The organism is Streptomyces ipomoeae 91-03, assembly GCF_000317595.1.
GTDB lineage: Bacteria > Actinomycetota > Actinomycetes > Streptomycetales > Streptomycetaceae > Streptomyces > Streptomyces ipomoeae.
In genome coordinates, this window is the sequence record NZ_AEJC01000627.1 from 15,849 (window position 1) to 35,747 (window position 19,899).

The window sequence follows — 19,899 nt, forward strand, 5'->3', positions numbered from 1 at the left end:
GCAGCGCGGGTTGCGCCGCCGCAGCCGGAGGTTCGGTGACGCCGACTGTACCTCGAATCACAGGAAGACGTCTGGAAAACTCTGGAACTCTGGTAGCGTCTGGTGCATGAGTGATCCGCTGGACGCCCTGGAGAAGAGCATTGCCGCCCTGCGCCGCGCGATCCGCGACGCCACCGCCGCCGGTGACACCGAGCGGGCCGGCGAGCTGCGCATGCAGCTGCGCCGTGCCGAGCGGGCCTGGGACGCCCTTCTCGACGCCGATGAACCTGCGGCCGCCGTGCCCCGCCCCGCGCCGGAAGCGGCTCCCGCAGCCCGGGGATCGCAGCTCCCGGCGCGCGAGCACGTCCACCGCGCCCTGATGCTCCTCAGGGCCCCGGCCGCACCCAAGCTGATCGTCGGCGTGCACGAGGCGTTCTTCCCGGGAGAGCTCTCCGCGTCCAAGCTGTCCAGCCTGCGCCGCGACGAGGAGCGCTCCTACCGCTCCAGTCCGGGAGCCCGGCCCTACTACCTGTGCCCGGCACTGGCGCACGACCTGCTGACACCGGTGCGGGCACTGATCACCATCAGCACCTGGACGCTTGAGCAGCGCATCATCGGCCCGCTGTCACCCCGGGTGGACTTCCTCACCCACGCCATCGGCATCGCCGAGGCGGTGCGCACCTCCGCCGAGTCCACAGCGGACGGGCCCAGCCCGCAGGCCCTGCGGCTGCTGTGGCGCTTCGCCGTCAGCATCCCCGACGCCATGCCGAAAAACGCTTCCGGTCACGAGGGCGCACTGGATGCCCAGCAGGTGATCAGCGCCGCCCTGGCCGAGCTGGAAGTACACACGGCCGCCGACCGCGCCACCCGGGTGGCGGCCGCACGGCGGGCCCGTAAGTCGCTCGGGGACGACGAACAGCTGTTCGGTGCGCCTCAGCGGGGCGTGACGCAGCTGCGGTCGGCCCGTGCCTGATCCCCCTCTCCCCACATCCTTTTCTCCCCCGCAAGGATCTACGAGACCGTGAAAGAACCAGTCGACGACCGCCTTGACGCACTGCGCGGATCCGCGAAACGCCTGGACTACAACGCCCGGTCACTGGCGGCTCTGGAGAACAACCCGCGCTGCACACTGCGGGCCCTGCTGGACGCCTCCGGCTCCGACAAGGCCGCGATCGCCACGCACGTCGGCCACCCCCCGTCGTTCGGCCAGTCCTCCTTCGCCATCACCCGCGGCAACACCTTCGAGGCGATGGTGAAGGACAACGGCTGCGCGGAGCTTCTGCGCGTTCTGCGCGAGACCCTGAAGCTGACGCTGCCGGAGGTGGCATACGAGGACCTGAACGACGTCGGCGGCGACGGCCGTTCGGATAAGCGCCACGAGCGCACCGAGGAGGTCCTGCTGCGGGCCGCCCGGGGCGAGAGCGAGGGCACCTTGTTCGACCACCCGATGCTGCACCTGCAGATCGGCGGGCACGACGCGTACCTGGAGCCGGACCTGGTGGCCTTCCGCATCGACGGACGCTTCCACGTCGTGGAGATCAAGAGCTTTCCGATCATCGACGGGCAGGCGGACTCCGCTCAGGTGCGGGCGGCGACCACGCAGGCGTGCGCGTACATCATCGCGCTGCGCGACCTGCTCGGGCGGGCCGGCATCAGTGAGGAGGCAGTCTCCGACACGATCGTGCTGGTCGCGCCGAAGAACTTCACCAACCGGCCGACCGGGGCGTTCGTCGACGCCCGAAAGCAAGTGGCCGCCCTGACCCGTCAGCTGTCCCGCATTGAACGCATCGGGGACCTGGTGGACCTGCTGCCCGAAGACCTTACCTTCGACCTCGCCCCGGACAAGAAGAAGCGGCCCCAGCGCCCGGCCGAGGAACTGACCGAAGCGCTGGACCAGGTCCTTGTGACGTACCGCCCGGACTGCCTGAACCACTGCGAGATGGCGTTCTACTGCCGCTCCCGCGCCCGGGCGGAAGCCTCACTGGACGTCCTCGGGCCGGTGGTGCGCGAGCAGTTCGGCGGCATCGACACCACGACCATGGTCATGGGACTGGCTCGCGGAGAGCTGACGCCGAGCGAGGACCAGGTGGAGATGGCCGCGGCGCTGCGGCACGCCGCACGACTGCGCGCAGAGCTGGAGGGTGCGGCATGAACAGCACGTTGTCGGCGCTGGCGCACGTACAGGCGATGGAGTCGATGCAGGCGGTGCCCCTGACCGAGTTCCGGCACCGGCACCTGTCCGCCCGGCCGCTGGTGATCATCCCGCTGGCCATGGCCGGCGAGGCCGGGGCTCCCCTGGCCGCGATGGTCGGCTCCGCTAAAAGGAACGGGACCCTGCTGATCGTGGCCCAGCCCCGCAACCGCGACCAGCGGTTCGCGTTCGCCGCCGACCTCGGCCGGATCGTGATGGACTACATCGACTCCTTCCGCCAGGACCGCCGCGGGGACGGCGAGCGTTCCCGGTACACCGACGCGCCACAGATCCTGGTGCCGAACCCCGGCGGCGTCAAAGCCCTGGCCGACCTGGGCCGCATGTGCCGCTTCCGCGCGACGTCCGGCCCCTACGCGGTGCCGGACGTCGTACCGGAGTTCGGCATGTGGCTGACGTTCCTGGTCGAGAGAGCCGAACAGGCCGGCACCTCCATGCTGCTGCCCGTCACCGCAATGCTCACCGAGCACTGGGCGACCGGCCAGAGCACGCTCGAGGACCAGAACCTCGCCTCCCTGATGGCCTGGATCGCTCCTCCGCCGGGCTTGACCGTCGAGCAGGCCATGGCCGATGCGGAGAACCCGGACGTGTGCCCGCCGGCAGGCCCGTCGACCTCCCCCGAGTTCGACAACCGCGACCTGGCCCCGGCGATCAGACGTTTCGATACGGCCAGCACACTCGGCGACTCCCAGGCCCTGGCCACCGCCGAGACCGAACTGCGGGAACTGATCGCTGGACAGATCCAGCCCACCTGGCGCATGGTGTGGGACGCCATATCGCGGCTGCGCTCCGTGCCCGAGGCACCGCGGACCGCCAAGCGCCTCGAGCGTGACTGTACGGCCTTCACCGACTACTCCGACTACCGGGACTCCGGCGGCCTTCCGCAGCGCACACGGGACACCGCCATCGGTGCGGCCAGGCGGCTGGAACGGCTGGAGCGTGCACTGGCCGAGTTCGAGTCCGACATGGCGTTCGATGACCGTTTCGTGCTGGCCGACCGGCGCAGTGCCGGAGAAGCGTTCGCCGGGACGGTTGTGCAGGCCGAACCCGGCCGGGTGGTGACCACGGACAAGAACAGGCGGGTGCCGCGGCCGCGTGTCACCGTCCGTACCGAGGATCCCGTACGGCTGGCCGCCGACACCAAGCTGATCAGCCCGTCCATGCCGGCCGGCCACAAAGCCGTGATCGTCTCCGTCCTGTCCGACGGCGACGCCACATGCATCACGGTGGAAGTCAACGGCGGCATGGGACGCGGCCGCGTCCCGAAGCAGGGCACCGTCCCCGAACCGGGCCAGTACATCGCTTACCTGCCCGACCCCGGGTGGCGCCCGGCACCGCAGTTCCCGGCCTCCGATGCCACCCCGTGGACGCACAGTGCCGACGACGAGAACGACACCGGCTCCGCCGTACCCGAGGACGCCGCCGCAGAGGAGTGGGGCAATGAGGACTGACACCAGCACGACGCCCGAACCGGCCGCGCCCGACCCGGCAATGGCCGCGGCCGCCGCGACCCGGGCGATCCTCGCGGACATGGCCGACGGGCGTCACCGGGCCGTCGTCGTCGACTCCCCGCCGGGCGCCGGCAAGAGCACCCTGGTGGTCCGCGCCGCCCAGGAGCTCACCGAGGGCGGCGAACGCCCGATCATCGTCGCCCAGACCAACAACCAGGTCGACGACCTGGTCGTGCGCCTGGCCCAGGAGCATCCCGGCATCGCCGTCGGACGGCTGAGCGCCAGCGACTACAACCCGCCGCCGGCCGTGGGCGCTCTCGCGAACATCACCATCGGCCGCACACTGGCCGACCTGGCCGGCTGCCGGATCATCGTCGCCACCGCCGCGAAGTGGGCCACGATCGGCGATGCCACGTTCGGCTGGGCGATCCTGGACGAGGCCTATCAGATGCGTTCGGACATGCTGCTGCAGATCGTCGAGCGCTTCGAGCGGGGACTGTTCGTCGGCGACCCCGGCCAGCTGGACCCGTTCACGATCGTCGGCACCGAGCGCTGGATCGGGCTGCCGCACGACCCCACCCAGAACGGCGTCAGTGTGATGCTGGCGCACAACCAGAACATCCCGGTGCACCGGCTGCCGGTGTCCTGGCGCCTGCCGTCCTCGGCCGCACCCACCATCGCCCGGGCGTTCTACCCGTTCTCCCACTTCACCGCCGGGACCGGTGATGGCACGCGTGGCCTGGAGTTCCGCACCGCCGCGCTCGCCCGTGCCGACCTGGACGAGACGCTCGCGCAGGCCTTCACCACCGGCTGGGCCCTGCACGAGCTGCCCCGCCGCCACGTCCCGCGCACCGACACCCAGACCCTCCAGACCGCCGCCGACCTCGCCGGCCGGCTCCTTGTCCGCGGAGCGGTCGCCACTTGCGAGCGCCACCCGGGGGGCCGCCTCCTGGGCGCCGGCGACATCGCCATCGGCGTCGCCCACCGCGACCAGGCCGACCTGGTCCGGGCCGCGCTCGCCCGGACCGGCAGCCCCGGCGCGCGGGGCGTGGCGGTGGACACCGCGAACCGGCTGCAGGGCCGCGAGTTCGAAGTCGTCATCGTCGTGCACCCGTTGTCCGGCCGCCGGGACGCCACGGCCTTCCACCTCGAGGCCGGGCGGCTGTGCGTGCTCGCCTCCCGCCACCGGCAGGCGTGCATCGTCGTCGCCCGCGAGGGCATCGCCGACCTCCTGGACAGCCACCCCTCGACCGACCCGGTCCATCTGTCCGTGCGCGCCAAGTTCCCGGACGGCTGGGAAGCCAACCAGATCATGCTGGACAAGCTCGCCAAGCACCGCATCGCCGCATGACGCCTGCGCGGGTGCCTGTGCCCGGGGTGAAATTCCAGCAGGATTCGCAATTTTATTCGTTTTTCGGGTTTTGTCAGTGCCGGTTTCTACAGTGAATTCATCTGCTGGGCCCAGAGCGGGACAGATGTTGCATGCGATCGGGGGGTTGCGTGGATTTCGACGAGGTCACGGCGCTTGTCCGCCATCCGGCATGGGTGCTGCTGCGCGCGGACAACGCCGCCTTGGTGTTGTCCTTCTGCGGCACGGTGTTCGTCGACGAGAACGCGCGCGGTGTGCCGGAGACCGTGCTGGAGTCCCGGCTTGACGACCGGCTCTACCTCCTCAACGAGGAAAAGCCCGGCTCGTTTCCCCGGTCCGCCGACGCCTATCTGGCGGAATGGACGAAGAACGGCTGGCTGCGCAAGTACTACCCGCCTGGAGAGGACGAGGCGCATTTCGACGCGACTGCGGCCCTCGAGAAGGCCGTGGCCTGGGTGCGGGACCTGCCCGCACGTTCGTTCATCGGAACCGAGTCCCGCCTGAACACCATCGTCGCGCTCCTGCGGCAGATGGCGTTCGGAACGGAAACCGATCCGCAGACACGCATCGACGAACTGCGCCGGGAGCGTGACGCGATCGACGCCCAGATCGCCCGGCTGCGCGCCGGTGAGGTCGACATGCTGTCCCCGCTCGCACTGCTGGACCGCTACCAGCAGGTGGAGAGCACCGCGGTCGAACTCCTGCGGGACTTCCGCGAAGTGGAGGCCAATCTTCGGGAACTGGACGTACGTCTGCGCCACCAGGTCGCCACCGCCGAGGGCGGCAAGGGAGAGCAACTGGCCGCGTTCCTGCTGGACCGCGACGAGATCGCCCGGTCCGATCAGGGACAGAGCTTCCAGGCGTTCTTCGACTACCTCCTCTCCCCCCGCCGCCAGCAGGAACTACGGGAGCTGCTGCAACAGGTCAACCAGCTGCCACAGTTGGAAGGCAGGGCCAACCAGAGCCTGCTCAAGATCCCCTTCGCCTGGCTGGAGGCAGCCGAGAACACCCAGGACACGGTCCGGCAGCTGACCGAGCAGCTGCGCCGCTTCCTGGTCGACCGCAGCCGAGCAGAGGACCGCCGCGTCCTGGCACTGGTGCGCTCCATCCAGCGTCACGTCACCGCCCTGGAAGGCCGGGCCGACCTGCCCGGCATGGCGCTGGACATCCCTCAGGCACATCTGACGCTGCCGATGGAGCGACGGCTGTACATGCCGGCCGAACGCATCGAGCTGGACACCGCCGCGGTGGAGGAATCCGACGACGCGGAGGTGGACATCTCCGAGCTTTTCTCCGGCGTCCACGTCGACACCGAGGCGCTGACCGGTCATGTCCTGGAGGCGGTCGCCGCAAGCCCGAGCGGCCAGGCGAACCTGGCCGCCATCGTCGACGACCACCCGCTGACCCTGGGGCTCGCGGAACTGCTCGCCTACTTCCAGGTGGAGCACCCCGGCCTGGACATGATCGTGGACCCGGACCGCACCGACCTCCTGGTCTACCCGCGCGTCCACGTGCCCGGGCACACGCAGGCGAGAGTGCCGCACGTGACGTTCGTACGCGACGAAGGCGGCACCGCCGCCGGAAAGGCGGAGCAGGAGTGAGCGACGCCCTGACCGTCCCCGTGGTCCACCTGCTGAAAGCGGGCGTGCTCTATCAGAGCGATGCCCCTGCCGTCTGGGAGCAGATCGTCAGCCAGCAGGCGGCGATCGGCGACTACCTCAGCGTGATCGGCCTCGACGTCGTCATCGACCGCGCCGAGGGCTACGCCTACGTCCGACAGCAGGATCTCGATTCCCGTGACGACGGCGTCCCGGTGCCCCGGCTGGTCACCCGCCACCGGCTCTCGTTCCCCGTCAGCCTGATGCTCGTCCTGCTGCGCGGACGACTCGCGGACAGCGACGCCGACTCCGCCGACCCGCGCCTGGTACTCACCCGCGACAACCTGGTCGAGATGATCCGCGGCTTCCTCCCACCACGCAGCAATGAAGCCCAGCTCGTCGACCAGATCGACGCCCACATCAAGAAGCTCGTCGACCTCAAGGCACTGCGCCAGACGAAACAGACCGGCGCCTACGAGGTCCGCCGCCACATCAAGGCCCTGGTCGACGCCCAGGCCCTCAACGACTTCAACGACCTCCTCGCCACCTACCGCGACGCTGCCTCCACCACGGCCAAGGACGACACATGACCCTCACCACCGACCCGGCAGCGCTCATCCCACGGCAGGCAACGACCGCAGAGCCTGCCGGCACGTTCGACGTCGGCCCCGGTTACCGGCTCGCCCGCCTGGAGGTGCTCAACTGGGGCACCTTCCACCGCACCACCTGCACCTTCACCATCGACGGGCACTGCGCCCTGCTCACCGGAGGCGTGGGATCGGGCAAGTCCACCCTCGTGGACGCGCTCACCACGCTGCTTCTGCCCGCCCACAAGATCGCCTACAACAAAGCGGCGGGCGCCGACGCCAAGGAGCGCGACCTGCGGTCCTACGTCCTCGGCCATCACAAGAACGAGCGCGTCGAGGCCTCCGACACCACACGCCCCGTGGGACTGCGCGACCACACGTCCTACAGCGTGATCCTGGGCGTCTTCACCAACTACGCCCTCGGCACCCACCTCACGCTCGCCCAGGTCTTCTACTGGACATCCCCGACCAGCACCGGACAGCCCGAGCGGTTCTACCTCACCGCCGAGGCACCGCTGTCCATCGACACCGACTTCACCGGCTTCGGCACCGACATCACCGACCTGCGCCGACAGCTGAAGCAGCGCGGGGCCACCATCCACGGCAGCACATACACCCAGTACGGCAAGGCACTGCTGAGAGGCCTGGGCATCCCCAGCCTGCAGGCCCTGGACCTGTTCCACCAGACGGTGTCGATGAAGGCCGTGGGCAGCCTGGACGAGTTCGTCCGCGAGCGGATGCTGGAGCCGTTCGATGCGAAGACGGCCGTCGACAAGATCGTCGCCCACTTCGACGCGCTCACCGCCAGCCACAACGAAGTCGTCCGGGCCCGTCGGATGATCGAGGACCTGACGCCGATCGTGGTGGCATGCAACCGGTACGACACCGTCCAGGGGGAGATCACCGCCCTGGACAAGCGCCGCAGTGCCGTCCCCGCGTTCTTCGCCCAGCACCGCCACCGGCTCCTCACGACACGTCACACCGCGCTTATGTCCGGTGCGGCGGAACTGGAGGAACTGCAGTCCACTCGCGAGCGGCAGCTAGAGCAGCTGCGTGGGACGGCCGACGGCCTGCGGCGCCGTATCGACGGCGTCGGCGGGGAGAAGCTCATCTCCCTGACCGGCCGGATCGAAGAGCTCGGCCGCGAACGCGAACGGCGCCGCAAGCGCGCCACCGAGTACGGCACCTGGCTCGCGCAGGCCGGCATGGATCCCGTCACCGACGCCGCCTCCTTCCGCGAGCGCACCGACCAGATCTCCACCGCCCGCTCCCGGGCCGAGGAACAAGAGCAGCAGGCCCGCGGGAAACTCGACGATCTCGCCATCGCGCGCCACAACAACACCATCTCGACCGACGCGCTGCGGCGCGAGATCACCAGCCTGCAGCAGCAGCGCTCCAGCATCCCCGCCCAGTTGCTGACCCTGCGTCGCGAACTCGCCACCGCCACGGGCGTCTCCGACGAGGTCCTGCCGTTCGCCGGCGAGCTGATCCAGGTCCGCGACGACGAAGCCGAGTGGGCCGGTGCCGCCGAGCGCGTACTGCACGGGTTCGCCTTGTCCCTGCTGGTCCCACATGCCCACTACGACACCGTCTCGGCCTGGGTCAACGACCGTCACCTGGGCCTCAGGCTGGTCTACTACCAGGTCCCCGCCCACACACCCATCACCACGCTGCCGGACGACCCCATCCTGCTGACCGGCAAACTCCGGCTCAAGTCCGACAGCTGGGCCCGCGACTGGCTCGCCGCGCGGCTGCGCTCGCGTGCCGACTACCTGTGCGCCGAAGACCTGGACGCGTTCGCCCGCGCCACCCGGCCCGCCGTCACCCGGCAGGGCCTTGTCAAGGGCGGCGGAGGCCGCCACGAGAAGAACGACACCCACCGCATCGACGACCGGCGCAACTGGGTGCTGGGTTGGAGCAACCAGGCCAAGCTCGACGCTCTCCTCGCCGAGGCCACCCGCCTCACCCGCGAAAGCGCCGACATCACTACGGCCGCCCGGGAACTCGAGAAGCAGCAGCGGGCCCGCGCCGGAACCAGTGCCGCCCTCACCCTGCTGGGCAGCGTCGGCACCTACGCGGAACTCGACTGGCGGAGCACCGTCGCGCACATCGAGCAGTTCGAGCAGCAGAAGAGCGCCCTGGAAGCAGAAGCCGGTCTGGACAAGCTCACCGCGCAGCTCCGGCGGACCGAGGACGAGATCGTACAGAGCAGCAAGACGTTCACCACGGGGCAGGAGGAGCTGGGCGGCCTGCGCCGCGACGTCCAGCACATCGCCGACCTGCTGGGCAGGACCACCACGTTCCTCGCGAAGTGCGACCTCGACGGCATGGCGGAGCACGAGGAAGCCCTGCGGAAGTTCCTGCCCGCAGCCGACGGCGACGGCCTCCTGGAGATGCTGGACGACGCCGAGCGCCATGCCGAAGCACGTCTGCTGCGCAGCAGCGGCAGTCGCCACGACGCCCTGCGCCACGCTGGCAGCCAGGCAGCGGGGCTGATGACCGCCTTCCGCGGCAGGTACCCGGTCCACACCGCCGAGCTGGACAACACCATCGAATCCGCCAGCAGCTACCGCGCGTTGCACAGCCGGCTCACCGACGAGGACCTGCCCCGGTTCGAGGAGCAGTTCCTCCTGTACCTGCGCACCAACGTCATCCGCGACATCGCTTCCTTCCAGGCCCATCTCGGCGCTCAGGAGCAGCAGATCCGCGAGCGCATCGATGTGATCAACACCTCGCTGGCCGGCATCGACTACAACCCGGGCCGCTACATCCGGCTCAACGCCGCCCCCACGCCGAACAAGGAGGTCCGCGAGTTCCAGCACGACCTGCGGGCCTGCACCAGCGAAGCGCTCTCGAACGACGCCGATGACGCGTACACCGAAGAGAAGTTCCTCCAGGTCAAGGCGCTCCTCGACCGCTTCAAGGGCCGTCCGGAGCACACCCGTCTCGACAAGGAGTGGACCGCCCGGGTCACCGACGTGCGGCGCTGGTTCGTCTTCTCCGCCAGCGAGCTCAACCGCGAGGACGACGCCGAGTACGAGGTCCACTCCGACTCCGGCGGCAAGTCCGGCGGCCAGAAGGAGAAACTCGCCTACACCATCCTCGCGGCTTCCCTCGCCTACCAGTTCCGCATCGACCCCACCGCCGCCAAACCCAAGACCTTCCACTTCGTCACCATCGACGAAGCCTTCGGACGCGGTGACGACCCCTCCGCCCACTTCGCCCTCGACCTGTTCCAGCGCCTGGGCCTGCAACTCCTCGTCGTCACCCCGCTCCAGAAACTCCATGTCATCGAGCCCCACGTCACCCGCGTCGGCTACGTCGACCGCCCCGACAAGACCCGCTCCCGCCTGAACAACCTCACCATCGAGGAGTTCCGCGCCCACAAGCAGGCAGCAGCCCAGCAGGCGAACCAGCCCCCGAAGGAGCAGTCGTGACCCCGGCAGAATGGACCCGCCCCGAGCATGTGGTGGAAACCCTGCGCCGCAAGTGGACCAGCGGCCGCTACCTCACCGCCGCCGCGGGCGGTCACCCCTTCGAACCCATCGGAGTGCCGCTGAAGGGCCCGACCGCGGCCGATGCCCTGCAGCACTACGAGCAGGCACTCGCCTGGGCCCAGTGCTGGGCCCCCGACCGGAACCCCCATCTGCGCATCCAGACCAAATCCATCGGAGGCCGCAACGGCACCCCGTCGAATACCGTTCCGGCCCGAGCCTGGGTCGACACCCGCGACCGCCTCTGGACGCTGCTCCGCGTCACTACCCAGGTCGACCGCTTCCACACGCTGCACGAGCAGACCGCACGCCAGGACCCCGGCATCGCACGGTGGATGGCCGACCATCCCATGAAGGTCCTCGCCCACGCTGCAGACTGGCACCGGCTCGTGCGCACCACGTGCTGGATCCGCGACCACGACACCGAGGCGGTCTACCTGCGCGAGATCGACACCCCGGGCGTGGACACCAAGTTCATCGAGACCAACAAAGGAATCCTCGCCGAACTCCTCGACTGTGTGCTCCCTGAAAGCCGCGTCAACACCAGCGCACCGAAGAGCGATCTCGTCGCCCGCTACGGCTTCCGCACCAAGCCCATCTACATCCGCCTGCGCTACCTCGGCACCTCTCCCCTGCCCTTCAGCGAACTCACCGTCCGCGCCGAGGAACTGGCCGACTGGTCCCTGGGGGTGCGCACCGTCTTCGTCCTCGAGAACGAGATCACCTACCTCTCCCTGCCGCCGGTCCCCGACGCCATCGCCATCCTCGGCTCCGGATACGCCGCCGCCCTGCTGCGTCATCTGCCCTGGCTCGACGATGTCGACCTCTGTTACTGGGGCGACATCGACACCCATGGCTTCGCCATCCTCGACCAGGTCCGAGGACGCTTCCCGCACACCACGTCACTGCTCATGGACCGCGCCACCCTCCTCGCCCACGAGTCCCACTGGGGCCAGGAGAAGACACAGGCACGCGGCGGCCTGACACACCTCACCCCCGAGGAGGCCCACCTCGACCGGGACCTGCGGACCGGCGTCTACCGGCCGCACCTGCGCCTGGAGCAGGAGCGCATCGCCATCACCGCCGTGCGAGAGGCTCTGACGCGGCACCAGGGATGACACCCGAGGCTGCGAACACCGGACGGCCGCCGACCAGGACCGTGGTCGTCGAGGACGAGGCCACTCCCGCGTCCGTCCAGCGGGCGGTCCGCAGCTCCCTGCGCTCCGGCCTTCGCCCCTACCAGGCCCGCAGCGTACGGGGCGCGGCCGAGCACGACAAACGCGCCCGGAACTTCGTCACCCGCCAGCGCTGACCGGCAGCCCGTCGGGCAACCTCTGCAGCCTGACGACAACAACCTGCCTCGACGAACGGACCCGGCAGTGACCGATACCTGGAATGGCGAACCGCTGGCAGACGCCAAGAACGTGAACGAGGACATCCACTACCGGATCCACGACGCCGACAGCGGAGCGCTGTTGGGGTTCGGCACGGGCCGTGGTGGTGCGCTGGGAGCAGGGGTGACCCACTGCCTGGCGTAGCCGCCCCCTCGCGGCCAGCGACGGGGCGGGGCTGCTGTTCAGGTGGTCATGAGGCGGTTGTAGTCCTCGGCCTGCTGGGCGAGGTCGTCTTCGGGGATGCCGGTGAAGGCGCTCATCTGGGCGTAGGTCAGGCCGCTTCGGCGTCCGACCAGCGCGAGCTCCCACAGGGCTTGGTTGATCCGGGCCCTGGCGGTGCCGAGGGAGACCATACCGAGCTCGACACCGGTCACGGCCGACATAGTGCCCTCGATCTTCAGCTCGGCCATGTGACGGACCGCGCAGGTGATCAGGTCGGTGACAAACTCCGGCATATCGGAGGGGACGTTGCCTGCCCAGGTCCGCTCATATGGTTCCGGTGAGCCGGCGTCGGCGTGCTGGGAGCGGCGATCGGTGATGTACTCCCACACCCACCGGTAGGACACCGGGAGCCCGTCGGTGCGACGGTTCAGTTCCTCATACAGCTCGAAGGCCGAGCGGCGCTCCTCGGACGCCTTGGCCTGGTCGTCTTCCAGCAGCGCATCCAGGAACTGACGGGCCTGGTCCAGGCCCTCTTCGTCAGCCGGGAGGGAATGCGGCAGGGGCAGCACAGTCGAGATCGCCTCCTTGACCGTCTGTCTGGCCACGCCGTGGCGGGCGGCCAGGGACCTCGGCAGCCTGTCGCCCGCGCGGTGGTCGCGGCGGATCGCTTCGAACAGTTCCGTCCCCGGGTCGGCCATCGTCTGCTCCCCTTGTATATGCAGGCTGGTCGGGCGCTTGCATGCTTCATGCTGCCCGGCTCGGTGCCGGCGTGCCGCCCGTGCTCCGATGTGCGGCCGCGGGCCGTCTGGAACTCGGGGTGGTCGCGGCCTGGCGCTCGATCACACCGCAGGCGTGGGCTGCTTCGGTCACGGCCGCCTGGTCCCAGGGGCTCAGCCGCAGCAGGCGGTCGCTGTGCGCCGGCCGTTCCAGTTGCCCGAAGCGGCGGGCTGCGTCGGTCAAGTCCAGCGCCCAGGACGGTATCTGTACCTCCCGGCCACGGTCTGTCCGGATCGTGGCCGCGCTCGCGGCGGGTATCTGCTGCAGCTGTGGGGCCGGGCAGCCGGTGACGATGCGCACCGCCAGTGCCGCGGCGTGAACGGGATGGGCGATGCGCGCGTGGAGCCGGTGCGCGAGGAGCGTGGTGGGCTCATCGGGCTCGGGTGGGAAGCGGCCGGCGGCGGGCAGCGAGAGCACCCCACGGCCCAGGCGGCGGGCCGCTGCCTCGATTGTGCCGCGGCCGGGCGCACGCCGGGTGGGCAGCAGGAAACACGGCTCGTCCGGGTGGGGCGGGAACTGCCCGTCCGCCTCCCACCAGGCGAACCGGTCGGCGGATGGTAGTGAAGCGGGAGTGCCCACGGCGCGGCGGGCCGCGGCCAGGGTGTGTGCCTCTTCGTGCGGGAGCCCGCTCAGGGCGGCGGCCAGGACGGACGGGAGCGGGCCGTGGCACAGCAGGGTCAGCCGGATTCCGGTCAGCTCCCGCAGGGCGAGGAGGTGCTCGAAGTGCCGGGAGCTGATGCGGTGGGTCCGGGTGACGACGACATGACCGATACGCAACGCCAAGATCCAGGCGGCGACCGCGCGCCAGGTGGTCTCGGTGTTGCCGGTCCAGAAGGTGCTGTTCTCGCTCCCGGCCAGGGGTAAGTGTTTGCCCATGCTGCGCAGCAGGTCGTGGGCCAGGGCGGCGGGAGCGCTCGCCACGGGAGTGGGGTGGACGGTGATGCGGCCCAGCGCGGGGGTGTGGGCGGCCAGCGCGGCGGCCATGAAGGCATGGTCGTCGTGGGGGTCGTGCACCACGGTGAGCGGGGGCAGACCGGGGCGGGCGTGGCCGGGTGACCATGTGGGCCTCCACGCGCCGGTGGTGGTCTCGGTCACGGCGGCCGTGCGCGGCATCGGCATCACCGCGGCCTGGGTGGTGGTGTCCGGTCAGCGGCAGGCACCGACGCGGGGCCGTCTGCGGTGGCCTCTGTCTGGGTGTGGGGATGGACGGCCAGGCCGAGGGCGAACAACACGTCCGGATGGGGAGCCGGCTGCTCGCCGGAGGGGGCAAGCAGGCGCCGGTTGGCCAGGCGGGGGATCTGCTCGGGTGACACGTCGGCAGGAAGGCCGGTGACGGTGTAGTGCAGCAGGCGGGTGACGGCGGCAGCCTCGCCGGGGGCGAGACAGGCGGCGGTGTGGCCTGAGTTGTGCAGGTTCTGCCGCTGCTTGGGGCCCAGCAGGCCGGGGACGGTGGTCAGGTGGATGACGGTGTCGGTGTGGAGGAGCCGGTGGGGGCTGCTGGGCTGCTCGAGGTGGGCGGCCAGGGTGGTGGCGGCGCGCTTCAGGCGGTGCGGGGTCCATTCCAGAGCGGAGGCCAGGTCGTCGGGGTGGATGCGGTCGGCCTCGAGCAGGGCGGCGTGCAGCACGGTGGCGTGGTCGGCCGCCTCCGGGGCGGGACGGCGGGTCGGTTCGGACTGGCGCAGGAGGGATTCCGCGGAGGTGTTCAGGGCGCGGGCGAGGGTGAACAGGGTCGCGGCGGGGAGGGTGTGCGGGGTGAGGTGGGTGTCCCAGTCGGCGGTGGGGATGCCGGTCAGCGCGGTCAGGTCCTCGTCGGTGAGCCGGCACTCCATGGCGCGTGTCCGCAGGAACATCAGGTCGAACACGACCGCGGACGTGCCGCCGGACGGCGCGAGTTGGTCGGTCACGGGCGTAACTCCCCAAGGCGCGGCAGGGCATCAGGGACGGGTGGCGCGGGGGTGTGCAGGTGCCAGCAGCGGGCGGCGGTGTGCCAGTTGTCTCCCACGTGGGGGTGGGCAAGGGCGGGGATCGCAAGCCCGGCGTCGGCGATGAGGGCCTCGAGGCGTGGCGTGGTGCCGAAGCAGTTCGCGAACAGGCCGTGATTATCGGCGGTGCGCGGGGTGCGGCGGCGGAATTCCACGGCCGCGCGCAGCAGGGGGCGGGCGCGGGGCGGGATCGCGTACATGTGCCGGGGCCCAGCAGGTTCACCGATGTTGATCCGCGAGTCACGGTCGATGGCCATGGTGGTGCCGCCCTCGTCGACGCTCGCTATCTGGGTCATCGACAGCAGCGACTTGTCGGTGCCGGTGAACATCAGGGCCGCCACCGCGGCGGCGCGCAGCGGGTTGGGCAGGCGCACGGTGATCGTGTGCACGACGCGCGCCGTGAGGGGCACGGTGGTGATGCCCGGCCCCGCGCAACTGGTGAGGTCGTCCGGCACATTGAGCAGCACCGAGCGGGCCAGGAAGCCGGCCTGGGCGCCGCGCACGCGCGCCACGGTGTGCTGCGGGCTGGGACTTGAGACGGTCAACCGTGCCAGGAACAGCCGCAACGCCTCTATCTCTTGCAGATTCCAGGGGGTGGGTGCGGCCGGGCCGTCGGCGGGAGCGGTGACCTCGGGTTGGGGCGGCTGGGTGCGGGCCAGCCAGGTGCGGGCAGCGGCGTAACCGGCGCGGTACTGGCCGTCGGTGTGGGCGAAGTCCGTGGCGTTCTGGCGGCGCCAGCAGTCCGCGCGGAACGCGGCCACCCCGCTACGGGGCACCGTCGGCAGCGGGTAGGCGTGATCGCGCGGGGGCGGGCCGATGCGGCGGCCGACGGCGGCCGGGCCGATCGCGCCGAGGACGGCGGCCATGTCGCGTACGGTCACCACGTCCACCAGATGGGCGGCTGTGAGGTGTTCGCGCAGTCGCTGCTCGTCAGTCGGCTCCGGGATGTGGGCGAGGAGCGTGAGGCGGATGCCGGTGTCCGCGCGCCACGCGGCCAGGCGGCGCAGCCGCTCGACGGTCAGGCGGTGGGCGCGCAGCACGATCGCCTCGTGCATGTCGGTGGCCAGGGTCCAGCAGGTCACCGCACGCCAGGCCGGGTCGGTGGACATCCGCTCGGCTTCCGGGCGGGAGAACCCGTCGCGGCCCATGGCGCGCAGCACATCCAGCGCGAGGTAGGCCGGACTGGTGGTGTGCGGGGTGGGATCGACGGTGATCCGGCCGCGGGCGGGATCGGCCCACTGGTAGGCGGCCCGGTGCACCGCGTGGTCGTCGTCGCCGTCCAGCAGCAGCCTCACCGGCCGCGCCGCCGGGGCCGTCGGCGGCGGAGCGGCCTGCGGGCCGGGGGCGGGGGCGGGAGGAAGCGTGGGGGTGGTCATGGGCGCCGCCCGCCGTCGATCCGGTCGGCCACGGCCTGCAGCATGCCCCCATCGGGCGTGCTCGCTCCGGTGGCGGCCAGAGCCCGCTGAGTGTGAAGGGTCAGCACGACCCAGCGGCGCAGACAGCCGTCGGCGAGGCGGGCGTCCAGCGCCTTCAGGTCGCCGGGCGCGACGCTCTGCCACAGCGGATGCAACGCGGGAACCGCCTTCGGGACCTGGTCGCGGGTGAGCGGCCAGATGTAGGGCCAGCCTGCGGTGCGGGTGGCGAGCATCCGCTGGGCGCGCAAGGAGCGTTCGCCGCGCGCCTGGGCGATCAGCACCACACACAGCCCCTGGGGGAGATCGTCGTGCAGGAAACGCAAGTACTCAAAGCACGACGCCGACAGCCGGTGGGCGTCCTCGACCACGACGATCCGCGGCTTGAGAGCCAAGGCGCGGCGGATTAAGGCATCGGCGGCCCCGGGGTCGGCAGGCGCCTCGCCACGGAGCCCAAGTGCACGGTGGAGGGCGGCGCGCAGGTCCGCCGGCGCCGGCTGAGCCCGGAAGTCCAGCGGCAACAGCTCACCGAGGCGGCGGGCGGCGGTGTGGACGGCGAAGGTCTTGCCTACCCCGGCATCGCCCAGCACGCACACAAACCGGCCCTGGGCGTATGAGTCGGCGAGCGCATCGCCCACGGCGAGCATGCCCGGGGTGAGCAAGGTGCGTACACCTGGGGCGTCGAGGAAGTGCAGGCCGGGTGGGGCGGCGTCTTCCATGACGGCGAAGGGCTCGGCTGCGGCGGCCGCGCCCCAGACGGCCGACGGCAAAGGCGAGGTGGTCAGCACCGCTTCAGGGCCCAGTCCACGACCCGGTCGTCGACCTTGGCGGCCCCCAAGTGCTCCATGCCCTTGATCACATGCTTGGTGACCTTCACCCACTCACGGAAGGAGCCGAGCGCGTACTGGGTGTCGACCCGCTTCAGCAGCGCCTCCTCCGCGCCCCTCCACACCGGGTGCGAGTCGGGCACGGTCCGGAGGACCTCGTCCTCGGTCATCGCCAGGATCTCCAGGCGAATGTAGATCCGCGAGGCCAGCGCCGGGTCGCTCTGCAGCGTCTCGTACGCCTCCCGGCCGCCAACGAAGAGAATGGCGGGCTTGGGGTCGCAGGTGTCCCACAGCTTGCGCAGGAACTCGAAGTTCTCCCGCCGGTACTGCTGGGCCTCGTCGCACACGATCACGTACGGACGCCGGGGCAGGGTCTCACGCAGCAGCTTGTCGAACGCGGTCGGCGTACCCGGCATCTTGCAGGACAGGTTCATCTGGTGGAACAGCTCCTCGCGCAGGTCCTTCGGCCCCGGGCGGGAGCGGGCGAAATCCAGGGGCAAGATCAGATCCGGATTCATCTCCTGGATCGTGGCCCGGGTGCCGAAACTCTTGCCGAGCCCCGCATCGCCGTAGACCACCGACATGGCCCGCGACTCGACGGTGTCGACGACGGTGTCCTTGATCTGCAGCAGCGTGTCAGTGGCGACCAGCGACGAGTCCTCAAGGCCGAGGAAGAACTGCGGGCGCAGGTCCGGACGGCGCGGCGCCGCCGACTCGGGCGGCTGAGGCTGCGGCACGGTGGCGGTGGATGTCATGTGTCCTCCGAAGACGCATTCGAGGGGGCAGGGGCCTGGCCGGGGCGTGCCCAGCCGGCCGGGATGGGGGTCAGGGGCTGGTACGGCTCTTCGCGCCGGCGGGGAGCAGCAGGCGCTCTACCGCTGGTGCCCGCGAGTTCAGCGAGCGCCTCTTCCCTGGTCATGCGGGTTGCCTGGACGGGCAGTTGGGGTTCGGTAGCCGGCAGATAACGGTCGCGTCTGCGCTCACCGGAGCGCTGCAGTGCCCGGCGCAGGGCAGCACTGTGCTCCTGGCGGTCGTCAAGGACCTTGGTGCGCAGTTCCTCGGTGGCCTCGTCGCTGAGGAACGCCCGGCCCAGGTAGCGGTCGCCGCGGAAGGTGTACAGGTCGATCTCGTGGCTGTGGTGCGGCATCCACCGCACCCGCACCTCGACCCCGATCCGGCCGACACCGTTCTCCGGCATGTAACAGCGGCCCGCGAACTCCACCCCGTGACTGGTGATCTTCCGGGGCCTGTGGTCGCTCTCCAGCATGAACGCACGCAGCTCCTCGGGGCCGGGCTCGGGACGGATCTCGGTGGGGTCGGCCAGCCACGCCTCAAGCGGCGTCACCCCGGTGCGCTTCACCACGTGTTTGGTGTTGTGCTCGGTGACCCACTCGCGCAGCAGGCCGACGAACGCCTCGAAGGTCAGCGGCGGGTCCCCGTCGCCTACCCGACGGCGGTGATCGAGCCGGGGCGCCTTGGTGTAGCGGGGCAGGTCGGCGAAGAAGCGGGTCATGCTGGTGCGGTTCAGCCGCTCGATACCACCCTTGTGGCGGGCACTGCGCACCCGGTGGACCGGCACCCCCAGCAGCCCGAAAGCCCGCCGGACGGTCCTGGACAAAAAGTCGGCACCGCCATCGACCCGTACGAGCTCCGGCAGCCCCCCGGCCGGCCCATAAGGATCCTCCCGCAGCACCGACGCCCGCACGGCCGCCAGAACCGATCCCCGGTGCGCGGAGCCGACCGTGACCGCCCAGCCCATCACATAGCCGGTACCGCGGTCCTCGAACCACGTCACCCACACCTTCGACAGCTTCTCGTCGGGCATCATCACGACGAGCGGGACCTGCTTGTGATCGCCCTCCCACACCTGATTACGGGCCACCGCAGGCCGCTGGAAGGCGGGATCGAAGCCGCGAGCGGCCGGAATCCCCTCCCGCAGACCCGCCATGAAACCGGGATCGAGATCACGGGCGATGGCATCGTGCAGCGTCGTCAGCCCCACCGGCTTCTCCCCCGCCTCCTCGGCCATGCGCACCAAGTGCTCGTGGGCGCGCTTGACGTTGCCCTGATAGTCGGCGAGGACATCGATGATCTCGTCGGTGATCCGAAACCGTCTGCGCTCGGGCTTCTCCGTGGAACCGGTCTCCTCCGCCTGCGCCAGCCAGCGCCACACCTGCCGCACGCTCACACCCACCGACTCGGCGACCAGCCGCACATGCGCGGTCGTCAACTCCCCCGCCCCACGCAGCCCGAGCAACTGCCGCACCGCGGCAGGCCGCAACTCATCCCGATGCCGGCCCAAGCCCACCTCCGGAGCCTCCGAGGCGTCATCCAGTGCCGTCACCGGTGACGGCACCCATGAGGTAGGCGGGCCGATAACGGCACGGTGATCACGGACAGCCTCCAACAACGAACACCGCTTGCGTACGGGGCAGTTCAGTCAGACGCACGTGTGTGACGGATGCGTCTGATGCGAGGCTATGAGCCACGCATGGGCTTCCCGCCCAGCCGCTCACTCGGGCGGGTGACAGCAGAACGTTCCCGCCAGTTCGATGGACGCACGCGCTAATGACCCTCGGGACCGCTGCGGAAATCTGGACCAGCCAGGCTCTGCGGCACCGGCACCGGCGTCGCACTCCCCCACGGCACCTGCCAAGA

17 protein-coding genes are annotated in these 19,899 nt (G+C 70.3%); 10 read left to right on the top strand and 7 right to left on the bottom strand.

Translation table 11 applies throughout. The annotated features are described in order from the left end of the window. The first annotated feature begins 106 nt into the window (after nucleotides 1-106). The 10 genes from STRIP9103_RS40800 to STRIP9103_RS50390 all read left to right on the top strand — a co-directional run bounded on the left by STRIP9103_RS40800 (nucleotide 107) and on the right by STRIP9103_RS50390 (nucleotide 12,225). The gene (locus STRIP9103_RS40800; RefSeq protein ID WP_009338559.1) at nucleotides 107-952 is read left to right on the top strand and encodes a hypothetical protein; all 846 of its coding nucleotides are present in this window, start codon (nucleotides 107-109) and stop codon (nucleotides 950-952) included. Between the two features lie 48 nt (nucleotides 953-1,000). Then, entirely contained in the window at nucleotides 1,001-2,131 is a 1,131-nt protein-coding gene (locus STRIP9103_RS40805; protein WP_009338577.1) for a hypothetical protein, read from the top strand. Further along, entirely contained in the window at nucleotides 2,128-3,639 is a 1,512-nt protein-coding gene (locus STRIP9103_RS40810) for a hypothetical protein (protein WP_009338578.1), read from the top strand. Before STRIP9103_RS40805 ends, STRIP9103_RS40810 begins: the two co-directional genes overlap by 4 nt. Continuing rightward, nucleotides 3,629-4,990 (top strand): AAA domain-containing protein, encoded by a 1,362-nt coding sequence (locus STRIP9103_RS40815; protein WP_009338609.1) that lies wholly within the window; start codon nucleotides 3,629-3,631, stop codon nucleotides 4,988-4,990. Before STRIP9103_RS40810 ends, STRIP9103_RS40815 begins: the two co-directional genes overlap by 11 nt. 149 nt (nucleotides 4,991-5,139) lie before the next feature. Beyond that, nucleotides 5,140-6,609 (top strand): DUF3375 domain-containing protein, encoded by a 1,470-nt coding sequence (locus STRIP9103_RS40820; RefSeq protein ID WP_009338592.1) that lies wholly within the window; start codon nucleotides 5,140-5,142, stop codon nucleotides 6,607-6,609. Beyond that, nucleotides 6,606-7,196 carry a DUF4194 domain-containing protein gene (locus tag STRIP9103_RS40825; protein WP_009338588.1) on the top strand — a complete coding sequence of 197 codons (591 nt, stop codon included), beginning with the start codon at nucleotides 6,606-6,608 and terminating at the stop codon, nucleotides 7,194-7,196. Before STRIP9103_RS40820 ends, STRIP9103_RS40825 begins: the two co-directional genes overlap by 4 nt. Further along, complete coding sequence (locus STRIP9103_RS40830; RefSeq protein WP_009338553.1) at nucleotides 7,193-10,630, top strand: ATP-binding protein; 3,438 nt, start codon at nucleotides 7,193-7,195, stop codon at nucleotides 10,628-10,630. The genes STRIP9103_RS40825 and STRIP9103_RS40830 overlap by 4 nt, the downstream gene beginning before the upstream one ends. Next, nucleotides 10,627-11,805: a Wadjet anti-phage system protein JetD domain-containing protein gene (locus STRIP9103_RS40835; protein ID WP_009338584.1), complete on the top strand. Its 1,179-nt coding sequence runs from the start codon at nucleotides 10,627-10,629 to the stop codon at nucleotides 11,803-11,805. Before STRIP9103_RS40830 ends, STRIP9103_RS40835 begins: the two co-directional genes overlap by 4 nt. Next, complete coding sequence (locus STRIP9103_RS40840; protein ID WP_048821925.1) at nucleotides 11,802-11,999, top strand: hypothetical protein; 198 nt, start codon at nucleotides 11,802-11,804, stop codon at nucleotides 11,997-11,999. The genes STRIP9103_RS40835 and STRIP9103_RS40840 overlap by 4 nt, the downstream gene beginning before the upstream one ends. Before the next feature lie 67 nt (nucleotides 12,000-12,066). Continuing rightward, nucleotides 12,067-12,225, top strand: coding sequence for a hypothetical protein (locus STRIP9103_RS50390; protein WP_158696954.1), 159 nt, complete (start codon nucleotides 12,067-12,069; stop codon nucleotides 12,223-12,225). A 38-nt stretch (nucleotides 12,226-12,263) separates the two neighbouring features. On the opposite strand, the gene STRIP9103_RS40845 is transcribed toward STRIP9103_RS50390, so the two are convergent. From STRIP9103_RS40845 to STRIP9103_RS40875, 7 genes are read right to left on the bottom strand one after another with little or no spacing between them, the layout of a single operon-like run. Beyond that, nucleotides 12,264-12,941, bottom strand: a complete 678-nt coding sequence (locus STRIP9103_RS40845) for a helix-turn-helix domain-containing protein (protein WP_009338547.1) — start codon at nucleotides 12,939-12,941, stop codon at nucleotides 12,264-12,266. Nucleotides 12,942-12,987: 46 nt separating this feature from the next. Then, entirely contained in the window at nucleotides 12,988-14,133 is a 1,146-nt protein-coding gene (locus STRIP9103_RS40850) for a hypothetical protein (protein WP_009338532.1), read from the bottom strand. Nucleotides 14,134-14,138: 5 nt separating this feature from the next. Then, nucleotides 14,139-14,924: a hypothetical protein gene (locus STRIP9103_RS40855; RefSeq protein ID WP_009338525.1), complete on the bottom strand. Its 786-nt coding sequence runs from the start codon at nucleotides 14,922-14,924 to the stop codon at nucleotides 14,139-14,141. Then, nucleotides 14,921-16,378, bottom strand: a complete 1,458-nt coding sequence (locus STRIP9103_RS40860) for a carboxymuconolactone decarboxylase family protein (RefSeq protein WP_009338605.1) — start codon at nucleotides 16,376-16,378, stop codon at nucleotides 14,921-14,923. The genes STRIP9103_RS40855 and STRIP9103_RS40860 overlap by 4 nt, the downstream gene beginning before the upstream one ends. Beyond that, complete coding sequence (locus STRIP9103_RS40865; RefSeq protein ID WP_009338621.1) at nucleotides 16,375-17,202, bottom strand: AAA family ATPase; 828 nt, start codon at nucleotides 17,200-17,202, stop codon at nucleotides 16,375-16,377. The genes STRIP9103_RS40860 and STRIP9103_RS40865 overlap by 4 nt, the downstream gene beginning before the upstream one ends. Then, complete coding sequence (locus tag STRIP9103_RS40870; RefSeq protein ID WP_009338614.1) at nucleotides 17,196-17,996, bottom strand: AAA family ATPase; 801 nt, start codon at nucleotides 17,994-17,996, stop codon at nucleotides 17,196-17,198. Before STRIP9103_RS40870 ends, STRIP9103_RS40865 begins: the two co-directional genes overlap by 7 nt. Then, on the bottom strand, nucleotides 17,993-19,585 hold the full coding sequence (locus STRIP9103_RS40875) for a Mu transposase C-terminal domain-containing protein (protein WP_234022421.1): 1,593 nt from the start codon (nucleotides 19,583-19,585) through the stop codon (nucleotides 17,993-17,995). Before STRIP9103_RS40875 ends, STRIP9103_RS40870 begins: the two co-directional genes overlap by 4 nt. Nucleotides 19,586-19,899 lie beyond the last annotated feature (314 nt).

Excerpts from the sequence above, each read along its gene's own strand:
- STRIP9103_RS40800 (WP_009338559.1), top strand. The coding sequence starts at position 107 with ATGAGTGATCCGCTGGACGCCCTGGAGAAGAGCATTGCCGCCCTGCGC.
- STRIP9103_RS40810 (WP_009338578.1), top strand. The coding sequence starts at position 2,128 with ATGAACAGCACGTTGTCGGCGCTGGCGCACGTACAGGCGATGGAGTCG.
- STRIP9103_RS40815 (WP_009338609.1), top strand. The coding sequence starts at position 3,629 with ATGAGGACTGACACCAGCACGACGCCCGAACCGGCCGCGCCCGACCCG.
- STRIP9103_RS40830 (WP_009338553.1), top strand. The coding sequence starts at position 7,193 with ATGACCCTCACCACCGACCCGGCAGCGCTCATCCCACGGCAGGCAACG.
- STRIP9103_RS40840 (WP_048821925.1), top strand. The coding sequence starts at position 11,802 with ATGACACCCGAGGCTGCGAACACCGGACGGCCGCCGACCAGGACCGTG.
- STRIP9103_RS40845 (WP_009338547.1), bottom strand. The coding sequence starts at position 12,941 with ATGGCCGACCCGGGGACGGAACTGTTCGAAGCGATCCGCCGCGACCAC.
- STRIP9103_RS40850 (WP_009338532.1), bottom strand. The coding sequence starts at position 14,133 with ATGCCGCGCACGGCCGCCGTGACCGAGACCACCACCGGCGCGTGGAGG.
- STRIP9103_RS40860 (WP_009338605.1), bottom strand. The coding sequence starts at position 16,378 with ATGACCACCCCCACGCTTCCTCCCGCCCCCGCCCCCGGCCCGCAGGCC.
- STRIP9103_RS40870 (WP_009338614.1), bottom strand. The coding sequence starts at position 17,996 with ATGACATCCACCGCCACCGTGCCGCAGCCTCAGCCGCCCGAGTCGGCG.